Source organism: Paenibacillus sp. 2TAB19 (genome assembly GCF_052115185.1).
In the GTDB taxonomy this organism is placed as follows: Bacteria; Bacillota; Bacilli; order Paenibacillales; family Paenibacillaceae; genus Pristimantibacillus.
Window position 1 is genome coordinate 1 of record NZ_JBFRGE010000121.1, and the last position, 11986, is coordinate 11986.

10 protein-coding genes and 4 pseudogenes are annotated in these 11986 nt (G+C 42.4%); 4 read left to right on the forward strand and 10 right to left on the reverse strand.

The window, feature by feature from the left end; all coding sequences use genetic code 11:
- Nucleotides 1-203: 203 nt before the first annotated feature.
- Nucleotides 204-632 (reverse strand): M23 family metallopeptidase, encoded by a 429-nt coding sequence (locus tag AB4Z33_RS28905; RefSeq protein ID WP_442053220.1) that lies wholly within the window; start codon nucleotides 630-632, stop codon nucleotides 204-206.
- 339 nt (nucleotides 633-971) lie between these two features.
- On the opposite strand from AB4Z33_RS28905, the pseudogene AB4Z33_RS28910 reads away from it, so the two are divergent.
- Nucleotides 972-1331 (forward strand): annotated as a pseudogene (locus AB4Z33_RS28910) (IS110 family transposase); the annotation flags it as partial.
- A 480-nt stretch (nucleotides 1332-1811) separates the two neighbouring features.
- Here AB4Z33_RS28910 and AB4Z33_RS28915 read toward each other — a convergent pair.
- Together AB4Z33_RS28915 and AB4Z33_RS28920 are read right to left on the reverse strand one after the other, a co-directional pair.
- Nucleotides 1812-2288, reverse strand: coding sequence for a UPF0158 family protein (locus AB4Z33_RS28915; RefSeq protein WP_442053221.1), 477 nt, complete (start codon nucleotides 2286-2288; stop codon nucleotides 1812-1814).
- Nucleotides 2289-2506: 218 nt separating this feature from the next.
- Nucleotides 2507-2956 (reverse strand): MerR family transcriptional regulator, encoded by a 450-nt coding sequence (locus AB4Z33_RS28920; RefSeq protein WP_442053222.1) that lies wholly within the window; start codon nucleotides 2954-2956, stop codon nucleotides 2507-2509.
- Between the two features lie 161 nt (nucleotides 2957-3117).
- Here AB4Z33_RS28920 and AB4Z33_RS28925 point away from each other — a divergent pair, with 161 nt between their 5' ends.
- On the forward strand, nucleotides 3118-3969 hold the full coding sequence (locus AB4Z33_RS28925) for an aldo/keto reductase (RefSeq protein WP_442053223.1): 852 nt from the start codon (nucleotides 3118-3120) through the stop codon (nucleotides 3967-3969).
- Between the two features lie 238 nt (nucleotides 3970-4207).
- Here AB4Z33_RS28925 and AB4Z33_RS28930 read toward each other — a convergent pair whose 3' ends face one another.
- The 4 genes from AB4Z33_RS28930 to AB4Z33_RS28945 all read right to left on the reverse strand — a co-directional run bounded on the left by AB4Z33_RS28930 (nucleotide 4208) and on the right by AB4Z33_RS28945 (nucleotide 7167).
- Nucleotides 4208-5107, reverse strand: a complete 900-nt coding sequence (locus tag AB4Z33_RS28930; RefSeq protein WP_442053224.1) for a phosphotransferase family protein — start codon at nucleotides 5105-5107, stop codon at nucleotides 4208-4210.
- Between the two features lie 526 nt (nucleotides 5108-5633).
- The gene (locus tag AB4Z33_RS28935; RefSeq protein ID WP_442053225.1) at nucleotides 5634-5975 is read right to left on the reverse strand and encodes a hypothetical protein; all 342 of its coding nucleotides are present in this window, start codon (nucleotides 5973-5975) and stop codon (nucleotides 5634-5636) included.
- A gap of 253 nt (nucleotides 5976-6228) precedes the next feature.
- Nucleotides 6229-6441 (reverse strand): DUF378 domain-containing protein, encoded by a 213-nt coding sequence (locus tag AB4Z33_RS28940; protein ID WP_442053226.1) that lies wholly within the window; start codon nucleotides 6439-6441, stop codon nucleotides 6229-6231.
- Between the two features lie 207 nt (nucleotides 6442-6648).
- Nucleotides 6649-7167 carry a DUF3231 family protein gene (locus tag AB4Z33_RS28945; protein WP_442053227.1) on the reverse strand — a complete coding sequence of 173 codons (519 nt, stop codon included), beginning with the start codon at nucleotides 7165-7167 and terminating at the stop codon, nucleotides 6649-6651.
- Nucleotides 7168-7273: 106 nt separating this feature from the next.
- Between AB4Z33_RS28945 and AB4Z33_RS28950 the strand changes: the two are divergent.
- Nucleotides 7274-7528 (forward strand): annotated as a pseudogene (locus AB4Z33_RS28950) (hypothetical protein); the annotation flags it as partial.
- 369 nt (nucleotides 7529-7897) lie between these two features.
- Here the strand turns inward: AB4Z33_RS28950 and AB4Z33_RS28955 are convergent.
- From AB4Z33_RS28955 to AB4Z33_RS28965, 3 genes and pseudogenes are all read right to left on the reverse strand, one after another.
- On the reverse strand, nucleotides 7898-8245 hold the full coding sequence (locus AB4Z33_RS28955; RefSeq protein ID WP_442053228.1) for a hypothetical protein: 348 nt from the start codon (nucleotides 8243-8245) through the stop codon (nucleotides 7898-7900).
- A 101-nt stretch (nucleotides 8246-8346) separates the two neighbouring features.
- Nucleotides 8347-8760, reverse strand: a complete 414-nt coding sequence (locus AB4Z33_RS28960; protein WP_442053229.1) for a MarR family winged helix-turn-helix transcriptional regulator — start codon at nucleotides 8758-8760, stop codon at nucleotides 8347-8349.
- Between the two features lie 87 nt (nucleotides 8761-8847).
- Nucleotides 8848-9894: pseudogene (locus AB4Z33_RS28965) on the reverse strand (NADH:flavin oxidoreductase/NADH oxidase).
- Nucleotides 9895-10182: 288 nt separating this feature from the next.
- On the opposite strand from AB4Z33_RS28965, the pseudogene AB4Z33_RS28970 reads away from it, so the two are divergent.
- Nucleotides 10183-11453: pseudogene (locus AB4Z33_RS28970) on the forward strand (IS110 family transposase).
- Nucleotides 11454-11986: the final 533 nt, after the last annotated feature.

Genomic DNA, 11986 nt, shown 5'->3' on the forward strand with positions numbered 1-11986 from the left:
ATGAAATCCTGCGAATTCATGAGTCTGAGTGAGGAAATTGAATCATTTCGAGGGAGCGTAATGATATTTTTAAAAATCTTTAATGCCTATAAAAAATACATTTCTTCTCCAAAGTTCTTTAACTGACTTCCCATAGACTTTAAATCAAATCGTATTTGAAGAGGAATATTTCCCTTCCATGCTCCAACATGAATATGGGGATGTCAAGAATAACCGTTGTTACCTACTTTTGCGACTATATCACCTGCCTTAACGGCATCGCCTTCCTTTACGCTCAAATYCATTACATGAGCAAAACAAATTCTTACATCGTCATGTCCTAAAAATCTAATGCTGCTTGCTCTAGAGTGCTGTATATTTCCTAGTGTATTAGTAACTGGGTTAATATGAATAGATTCTACAATTCCATCATAAGGAGCAAGAACGTCAGCACCCCATCCGTACCAATCCTCATTGTTACGTCCATCATTCCTATACTTTCTCATCCATCCATCAACAAACTTTTCAATTACACAATCACAACCTAATGCATCTCCAATATGAGGTAATTGGCCGTCTGGATGTTCAGATACAGTAAATGCATGATTGTAAACTGGATGAATAGTAACCACTTCGATTGAGGTCATATTCATATGTCCACCTCCTCCTTATTCCTTGCTTCTAGCATAAAGTTTTCTACAAACGCTTGCTAATATCCTTTATTTGGTATTAAGCTAATCTGCCCGTTCGTATTATGAGATCAACCATTTCTTTCTGGTTGATCCTTTTTGCATTAGCTTCGAGGATTAGAGTAGCCGGGTCGAACGTACCTGCCMGTGGGACTTGATCCCRAGCGCTATAATGTTCACCCCTACTTGTCATGACCATGATTGAGGCTGGTTGGGACATAGATCCCGTATCACATGCGATGCTGTGGAGCGACAAGGAGGTTCATAGGGGCTACCGGTAAATTTACTTCAAGGAGAGATAACATGAACCCTGTTATAGGGCTAGACATATCTAAAGAAGAAAGCCACGGACAAGCTTTTTTAAATCGAGGAAAGCCATACCGAGGGATATTCCATTTCGAACATACAYGGGATGGTCTCGAGATTTTGCTTCAAGTTATTCATGACATCGAACATGAATCAGGTCATCGGCCTACATTGATTCTGGAAGCAACCGGKCACTATCAAAGCCCTGTTGTTCAATTTCTAGAGGAGCATCACTATCTATTTATCGTTATCAATCCGCTTATTTCTAACCGGCTTCGAAAAACCAATCTTCGTAAAGTGAAAACGGATGCTGCTGATGCTTATCTTCTGGGCGAGCTTTCTTTCACTTCTAAATTCCCATCCATTTTCAATCGCATATCTAATTAAACTTTCACAATTACTTGGCTTATGCGGAATGAAGTGCCAGCTACCTTGCCATGTAAATAACACTTCAAAATATGAGGTTTTTGATGAATAGACCTTAAAATTCACAAATTTATTACTAGGAATCTCGTTAATAACGCAGTGGAATTGAGAACCATCTATCCTTATCTTTTTAGTTCTTTTGCAGAACGTCTTCCCCATTAATATGCCTCCTGAATTTTTCCAGTATGACGAGTCATTCTGTTACTTTTACTTTGAAAGTATAGACATATTGAAATTAACCTGCCCTCTAGCTCAATGAAAAATGGAGCATCTGTCCGATCGCAATCTGCTCCATGTTGTATTCAGCTAAAGTTCCCCGTTAGCGGAATAGCCAAGAAAAGCTGTCTGTTCACACAGTCAGCTTTTTGTCTGATTCAACTTTTATTTCTCGAATGTACAACAAATAATACTTCATTCCTTTATTACAAGATCATTCTCTTCACACCATTCAATAACTAATTCCTTAACCTTTTTTTCTTTGAATTCATACCATTGCTTTTCGACGTTATGTACTCCGATCCTGTCTTTAAATCTTCTAAATGCTCCTTTTCCTTGAATAACTCCAAACAATTCTTCTCGAACCTTTGCTTCGCTTAATGTCCCAATAAATTCTTCTACTATTTCATATTCATGGTACTCGTTTTTTAATGTGAAATCGATATAAACCTCGTCCTCATCCTCTATAATTTTCATTGCTTGTTMAATGTTCTCTCTTTGCCAATCTGGATAGTTTTCAAGTGCCTCTTCATCTTCTGCTGCTCTAATCTCTTCTCTCGATAACATTATAACTTCTCCTGTCTGGGTGTTGATATATGAAACGTTCTCATCCATTTGAAATTCAATTTCATTAATTAAATCATCTAATTGTACCGCTGCTTTATTCTTCATTTCATACCTGTCCTTTCATTGATATCCCTTTTGCAATAAAGTTTAATCAAAATACCTGAATAAATCAAAGAGGAGCTGCTTTAGAAAATGCAACTCCTCCTCAACTATCGTTCCCAATTAGTTCAATCTAGATTGATGTGAATCTTGTTCATTGCGAGCCAATCGAGAGTTTAAACCGAAGATTTTMCCAAAAACGGTTGATGTGCTCAAAATATGTCTCACGCCTTCCGAACAGAGGGCGAGTAAAATACGTCAGCATGCATATGCTGAATTTTGTCCCAGTTACCGGGATTGGTCGTGTCTGGAGTGCGGTGCTCCAGAATGGCCTGATATAGGTCGGTTTTTTGTTCTAAATGGGCAACGTGCCGTTTGGCTTCTTCAAGCTGAACGAGTGCCGCTTCTTTATGCTCCATTATAAGTGCGAAGCGTTGCGGAATGGTCGAATCCCCTTCGAGACAGAGATCGATATACTTTTTAATCAATTCAATCGGCATCCCGGATTGCTTGAGGCATTTCACGCCATGCAGCCAGTTGATTGATTCGTCGTTGAACATCCGAATGTTGTTTTGATTACGCTGTACGCTTGGCACCAGGCCTTTATCCGTGTAAAAGCGCACGGCGTGCTGGGTGAGTCCCGTTATTTGGGCGGCTTCATTGACCGTATACATGTTCAAATCCTCCTTGGAAAATAAAGTTGTGAAGACGGCTTGACTTCGTGTAACACGAAGGTTCTAAGCTTATTGTAATGCAATTCAGCCGTAAGTGGGTGCCCGATTCCCGGGATATGCGCTGTTTGCTATTATACATTTAAATACTAGGAGGAGTTAAAATGCAGAACGTAACATTGACCAACGGAGTGAAAATGCCGATTATCGGCTTCGGTGTCTACCAGGTTCCCGATGCTGAAGAATGCGAGAACGTGGTATATGAAGCGCTGATGGCCGGTTACCGCCTGATCGACACCGCCGCCGGTTATCTGAACGAGGAAGCGGTCGGACGCGCGATCAAGCGCAGCGGCGTACCGCGTGAGGAGCTGTTCATCACGACCAAGCTCTGGGTTCAAGATACTGGATACGAGAGTGCCAAGCTGGCGTTTGCCAAATCCTTGAAGAAGCTACAGCTCGACTATCTTGATCTATACCTTATACACCAGCCGTTCGGCGATTACTATAGCGCTTGGCGTGCGATGGAAGACCTATACCGCGAAGGCAAGATCAAGGCGATCGGTGTCAGCAACTTCCTGCCCGACCGTCTGATGGACCTCATTGTGCATAACGAAATCGTACCCGCCGTCAACCAGATTGAAACGCACCCGTTCTACCAGCAGATCGAGAGTGCCGCTTTTATGAAAGAGCAGGGAGTGCAGCACCAGTCGTGGGCGCCGTTCGCTGAAGGCAAGGGCAACATGTTCGGCAACGAAGTGCTGGCCTCGATAGCAGAAAAACACAATAAGTCCGTCGCCCAGGTCGTGCTGCGCTGGCTTGTTCAGCGTGAAGTCGTTGTTATTCCAAAATCGGTGAGAAAAGAGCGAATCGTCGAAAACTTCGACATTTTCAATTTTGAGTTGAGCGCAGACGATATGCAACAGTTTGCCACCCTCGATACGCGGGAAAGTCTTTTCTTATCCTACCACGATCCGAAATTCGCCAAGATGCTGGGCACCTTGAAAGTCGATCTGTAACCCTTGATCGAACCGCAAACTCATCAGGCGTTTACACTCATCTATTAAAAAGGACAGGGCACCCCTGTCCTTCTTTTACTTGAATTGGAAATGCTAAGAATAGCAAAACTGCAGCTAGTAGTGTAACGAAATCTATCTAAGCAGGTAGCACAGAATCACAAAGATCTCCTGAACTATCCTGCCCGTTAGCGTAATGGCATGGTATTCCGATAAAAGAAACAGCCGTCATCGGCTGTTTCTACACATTGAACCGTTTATCCTGTTGCACTGCTTCCACCCCTTCTTGAATCCAATCCGGATCCCCAGACTTTAAGCCCTCTAACAGATAGCGGACCTGATCGAACGTGACGAACAAGGAGATTTTTCGAATGCGGGCGTCCAGATCAACCTCGCCTCTGCAAGCCATCACTTGCCGGGTAAACGCCTTCCCGCAATCCTCAAGTAAATACAAGTAATCGTAATCGGGATCGCTTATCTTGGCGTCGCCGAAGTCTATAATACCCGTTAATTCGGTCTGATGCGCATCCGTTAAAAAGTGATCCGGCGACAAATCAGCGTGTATCAGCGTCGGCGTATAATGGGTACATGTCGTATCCTCCAAATAGGATTGAAAGCGCTGGGTGAGATAGTCACGTGAAGACGTTTCAAGATGCGGAAAAACCTGCCTCTTTGCAACCTCCTTCAACAAATGAACGTCATTCGTGAGGTTATGGACGGGAACTCCAGCCTGAATTGCCGTTTCAACCGGACATGCGTTCAGGGCATCCATGAAATCAGCGAGTTGTATAGCCAGTCGTTCCCTTGCGTTTTCAGAGAGAGAGGCTATTCCGTCTTCCCCCAGAATCTCCCCTTCCACTTTCCGATAGCCTGCAAAGGGACGTCCATCCTCCTCTGTTCCTATATATACAAACTCCGGAATCCCGACCTTAACACGCGCGGCCAACAGTGGCAGTAATTGTATTTCTTTGTTCAGTTCATTTGCCCCTTGTTGACTCTTTGGAAAGCGGAATACCCATTCTCCGTTGACGAGTATCGCTATATTTCGAAAACCTTCGCCAAGCGACTCCACGGTTTGAATGATCAAATCTGGGAATTGGTTCGCTATCAGTGCGGAATAGCGGCGTTCCTGTTCTTTCATTTGGGCAACTCCTCATATGATGATGTAATTATTTTAGCTTTCTTCCGTGCCTTAAATCCTGCAGTTGGGCATATAGTCCAGCAACTAGATCCATCCATACTTCAAATTGAATTGATAATGAGTCGGTGCCATTTAAATAAGTACATTTTCGTACGTTTATAATACCAGACTTGCAGGATGACTGACCAAATATTGTTCTGCCAGATAAACAGAAAACAAGATGGGGATTGATATTTCTACCTTCTCAATAAAGGTCGATATATTCAAGATTAAGTGCCAGAAGTAGAGTATAGAAGGAGTAGTTGAAATATATTCCAAGAGAAACTTATTGACTCATTTGATGACGTTTGGTCAATTATGCAATGAAACAAGCACTCATCAATTACAATTTTCTTTTCTTCCTTGGTGAATAGCTTCATTGATTGCTATCCTTATGCGATACAATTTTCCTGCCTCATGCTCAACGAAAAAGAAAAACTGATCAGTCTGGCCGGCTGTTGGGTATGCTTATTCAATTAACCTATCGTTAGCTTAATCCATGGTCCTCATCTATTATCCATGAGAACTCTTTTGAAATGGAAATAGCAACGCCAGTTATGGCGTGTTCTAGAATGTCACTAATGGACCTCGGCAAATCTATTTCAATTAGGTTTACTTCTTCAAAACCATCTAGTGTATAAATCGCGTAGCTACCATCTAATTCAGCGGGGATACCTCTCACCCTGATTGGGTCTCCGTGGAGTTCTTTGTAAAATGTTAGATGACTAACTTTCTCATAACCCAGATGACAAGTTAAATAATGTTCCAAATTCTTTGACGTTACTTTTTTCGTGTAATCATCAGAATGGATGCTTATATAGTCATACATCAATCTCACCTCTCTCTGTATGTCTATTCGTAATAAGCCAATGAATGTCCTTCAAGAAGCAACTGCTCATTAACGTATACTGCCATTTAGCTTAATGAATAAGGAGCAGCTGCCGCGGCAAACTGCTCCTTATTGAATTTCGCTATCGTCTCCCGTTAGCGTAACGGATCGTTATATAATATTGAAATCAGAAAACAAAAAGATTCCGCACAGGCGCGGAATCTTGTAACGAGCGTCCAACGGCTCGCGATATTTATGTTCTTGCGTGTTCTTCATTAATAAATAAATATTTGATACAATACAACCCACTAATCCCGACCAAGCTATATACGATGCGGCTTATCATTGAGGATTCACGATGAGAATCGCCTCCTAACAATGCGCTGACAAGGTCCCACTCAAATAAACCGACAAGAAGCCAATTTAAAGCCCCGACAATCACTAGTGCCATTGCAACTTTACCCATATTTTACCCCTTTTGCAGTTAATATCTTACATTGATTAATATGCGATTCTTTTCCGACAGTTATACCTAGGGCTTAATAATTTCTAACTCTGGTTGGTTTTTTTAACGCCTAAAAAATAACCCGCTAGCACTAAGCTAAACGAGTTAATTTTTGTAATTTTAGGATCGACTATACCTCTTCTAACAACAAACCGAATTCCATTTTAATTAAACACTAACTGTTTCTGGTCTCTTGATAAGTAAAGGAGGCGGAACTAGCCAACCTTTATCCTTAAGCATTCTAAGCGTTTTACCACCAAGTACCGTTTTTGCAGCAGCATATTTTGCAAATAATGCACCAATATCTTCGCGAATACACATTGCCATTGCTTGAGTGCTAGCAACAACACCTGTTGCTGTGTCGGCAGATATCGCAGCGGCAATTTCTTGATCCGCTAAACGAGCACCCACAGGGATATCTTCAAGATTTGCTTTTGGTCTGTCAGCCATTATTGGAGCAGGAGCGATACCATTCGCATTTAGTATTTCATCCAGTTCTTTTATTTCTTGTTTTGCTTGATCAATGTAGTCCTCAATCAACTTCCTTAGGTCTTTGTCACCTGCATGGTTTAAATAGGCTTGATAAAAAGAAACTGCTCCTTTAGCTGTAGTAGAAGCCGCCCAAACACTGGATACTTCACCTAAATGCATTGGCTCATCTTTTGGATTACCGCTTAAGATTCCCACGAAAAAGTTGCCTCCTTTGATGTCAAATCAGATTTATTTTGTCCATCATCTAACTCAATCTTACATTACAAACGCATACTAATTTTTCCAGATAAGATCAGCTTCGTTGTTCCCTGTATCGAATTACGATATTAACAAATATCCGGAATGCCGCAAATATGTCGATATGGGCTACCAAAACAAGCAGTTTAACTTCCGATTGGATCCGACGCGCATTGGCGAGATCTTCCAAGGCGAGAGCCCGAGCCGTAACAGTGGACCATTATCGGTCGTCGACCCGCCAAAAGGATTTCCGGTTTCGCAGATGCCCGATTTCGTRGCCAGTTCAAGAATGTCATTWCTTTTCGACCTCATTCTCTGAACTTATCAATACTTGATGTATTCGCGAATCGATTAAGCAATCCTGCCCTTTAGCTTAACTGATCCAATGATCGGCTACCGCTGTGTTTATTGAGCTAAAGTTCTCCGTTAGTTTAAGTACATTGTTTCACAAACCCGTTAAATCGTCCAACGAGTAAAATGTTCTGTTCTTATGTTCATTTATTTTAGTCTTATTCACCTACCATGCCGTCACCATCACGATCATCCATATATTTGTACAGCCAGTGTTATATTTAGGTTAGGTAAGTTAAACAGTTGAAATTAAAAGAACCACACATATTAGACATGTCTAAGATGTATGGTCCAATTTTATTTTTCTTCAACTAAAGTTCGCCGTTAGTTCAACTATTTATATTCGATCTTCTATTTTTGGACGTGGGTGAAAACTCAAAGAATCATCAATGCCATTACCATCTAAGTTCAAAACAAAATGATACTCGCCAATAACTACTTTATCCAAAGATACATTCAAAGTAGTTGTAACGAATCTTATTGGCTCATCAAAACGATAATTTACTACTAAGGCAATTTTCTTTTTAGATAAAACTACAGATGTGAGATCAAGGGTCTCAAAAGCTTCTTTGACTTCAGCAGGTTCTTCCTCTAGCCATGAATTTACATAGATCCAGAAGCCATCAACCGCTCTTTCAAAACATTTATGTTTTTCTGCAAAAAACTCTAATTCTTTAGTATCCAAATTCGCTCCTCCAGGTGATGGCTGGCGCCGCATACTTTTATTCAACTATCGTCTCCCGTTAGTTGAGAACAACGACAGCCGATTTGTTGCCGTTGTTCAGACTACGAGGTGAATAATCTAATATTAATTTTGTCTTTCTTAGTCATAGAATTTTCTAAGACTGAGCTAACTTCTGAAATTAAACTAGCAATATACTTTTCCCCATTTGGAGTAAGGACAACATAAAAACCTCTCTTATCTTCTTCAAACACACTGCGGTCCACAGGCTGGAATGAATGATTTTCGAGTCTGATGATTAGGCGGGAAAGCGCGCTTTGGCTTAAACCAATCATTTTTGATGCAGTGGCTAGACGAAGTTTTTTGTCTCCGGTTTGATAAAGAAACATAAGCAAATAGAACTCTTTTAAGCTGAGTTGATATTTATCTTGAAGTATATGTTCTAAAGCATTGTTAATCCGATCATGGTATTTAGAGAAATTGACCCAGTCATGAATCAGATGTTCCGAATGACTCAAAGTTATCGCCCTTTCATTACTATAAGTGTATTCAACAACACATATAGTTTACCTTAACCCAAACTGATGTCAAAAGATCATCTATTTTCAGCGAATTCCTCTTGCATATTGAAAGGGAGATTCAACTTTGCCTTCTATCGATTTGATTGAATGTAAAGCCCAATAAGGATCGTTTAACATTCCTCGCGCCACTGCCACAAGATCCGCATCTTCGTTTGTTATAGTTGCTTGAGCCAGTGAAGCATTTTCAAGCTTACCTACTGCGATAACAGGTAGGTCCAGTACTTCTCTAAATTTTCGTGCAAAGGGTACCTGATAACCTGGTGTATTTAAAGGCTTCAATATTCCTGGTATCCCTTCACCTCCGCTGGAAACATGAAATATGTCTACTCAAGCTGCTTTGAACTTCTCACTCATTTTAAGTGCATATTCAATATCATATCCACCATCAATGTATTCAATTGCAGAAATTCTCATGATCAGTGGAATATGCTCAGGAATAACGCTTTTGACGGCTTTAATGACCTCAACACCAAATTTAGATAAGTCTTTGCCATAAGCGTCTTCCCTACGATTAATACTTGGTGACATGAACTGGTGAAGTAAATAGCCATGAGCACCATGAAGTTCGATGGTGTCAAACCCTGCTTCTACTGCACGCCTTGCTGCATTCTTAAATTGACAAATGACTCGATCAATTTCTTCAAGTGAGAGAGCACGGGGAAGCTTTAATTCTCCATATTTCGTCTCTTCAGGAAGCGCTCCTCCTAGAACAGTGGATGGCCCTACAGGTACATTCGCATCCTCTGCTTTTCTTCCAGCATGTCCAATCTGGATGCCAATCTTAGCCCCATGTTTTTTGACTTCCGTAACAATACGCTTAAAAGCTGGTATTTGTTCATCGGACCACAAACCAAGATCTCCATCAGTAATTCGTCCATCTGGATCGACTCCAGTCATCTCAACAATAATTAATCCTGTCCCCCCAACAGCCCTGGAAACATAATGTACAAAATGCCAATCATTCGGTACACCATCTTTAAGGTCAACCGAATATTGACACATCGGAGCCATCACAATTCGATTTTTAAGTTCGAGACCTTTCAAATTGTATGGTGTTGATAATTTATTCATATTTGAAACCTCCATTTAATTTGTGTGCGCATGCAAATAATATCATTGAAAATTTCACTTTGTCAAATAGTCGATAGTCGAATTTTAGAATTCTGAATTACATATCGAAATTGTTGAGATTATTAAATGAACTGGTCTTAATATAACCCCAAAACGATTACACTATGCTGCCCGTTAGGATTCCTGTAGAGCGTTAATTTTGCGCTTTGCATAAAAACGAGCGACTCCGGTACGATGGTGTAGTCACGGGTCATAGCCCTTTAGCCATCTTAAGGAGGTCGCTCTATCTTGAATTTTAAAGCTCAAGCCAAACAAAATCAACTGCTCGAACGCATTTCAACCCAGCACCTTGTCGTCGGCATCGACATCGCCCAGCAATCCCATGTTGCTCGCGCTGTCAACTTCCGTGGAATCACGCTCGGCACTCCGCTTCACTTCTTCAATAACGAGGCCGGCTTTAGCCAACTGCTGCAGTGGATGAAAGATTTGCAGGAAACGCACCAACTAAACGACACCATCATCGGTATGGAACCAACTGGCCACTACTGGCTCGGCCTCGCTTCCTGGCTCAGAGACCGGAGCTTCGAGGTCGTGTTGGTAAACCCTCATCTTGTCAAAAAGAACAAGGAAAACCGCGATAATACTCCCTCCAAAAGCGACATCAAGGATGCCTTGGTTATCGCCGACATGGTGAAAAACGGCTACTACACGGTCATTAAAGAAACCAGTGAAGTGTTCATAGAACTTCGAGTGCTCATGGCGAACCGGGAGACAATCGTCCATCGTCTTGTCAGCGTCAAGAACCAGATCCATCACTGGGTGGACATTGTGTTTCCAGAGCTGAGACAGGTATACAAGCACCTCATTGGCTCCGGGTCCTCGCTACACTGCGTCTCTTTCCAACACCTGCTGAGCTTCAAAAGCTCACCGTTCGCCAGATAATCGACGGTTGGAAAACAGTCATGAAACGGCACAGCGGTGAACCAAGAGCTGGTGAACTACTGGCGCTGGCAACTCGCTCGGTCGGCGCAAAGCATGCCGAGAAAGCCTATAAGCTTCATATACAACAGTTGCTGGCCGAATATGATCTGGCTATGGAGCAGCTAAAGGTAATCGAGGATGAAGTGGCGACTGCTCTGGCCCGTATTCCACTGGCCAAGCCGCTGCTCGCAATGAAGGGGATGAGCATCTTGTCTGTCACCGGCATTCTAGGTGAAGCTGGCGATCTCAGCGGCTATGCTCATGGCAATGCGTTGTTGCGGCATGCCGGCCTCAACCTAGCTGAAGCAAGCTCAGGCAAGTGGAAGGGCCAGATGTCCATTAGCAAACGTGGCCGACCAAGACTTCGACATGCCCTGTTCATGGCAACCATGGCCCTCATTATGAATGATGAAGCGTTTAAACGACAGCACGAAGTGAATGTAAAGACGAAAGGCATGAAGCCAATGCGCTCAGTGATGAAACTTTGCGGTAAGCTGGCTCGTATTCTGGTTGCCATAACTCGCAGCGGAGAGGCTTACGAACCGGATCGATCTCTTACTATGAAGCAGGTTGCTTAATCGCTTCTCGCTCARCACAAAAACTGGCTTATTCGCAGGATTTCAAGATTGCACGGAGTACCRGATTGCATTAAACAAAAGGGCATCGACCCGTACCGTTAGGATTACCGGCCTCCACCCTCTGGATAGGCGTAACGAAGGAATGAAAGGGCATCGACCCGTCGAGAAATGGGAGTGAAAACCTCCGGAGGTACGTGGAGCAGCGTGCAGCAGACCAACAAAAAAGGAGCGAAAACTCGCCCCTTCTGTTCCCGCATGCTCGCCGGTTGCCCATATAGACGGCTCTCGTCCCATTCAATCCGGCTTACGATTCATCCTCTGGAGAAATCCTGCGAATAAGCGAGCATTCGTGAGAAAACTGCATCGTACCGAGGTAGCTTAATAAATCGTGCATTTTTCGGGATCACAGGGCTGTAAAGAAGTTCTTGTCCTAATACGGCTTTGTATAGAAGTTCTTGTCTTGAGCTGGCGACAAGAACTTCTATACAAAAAACAAAAAAGCTGCAGTTTATGCGACCTCCGTTGTACAGATG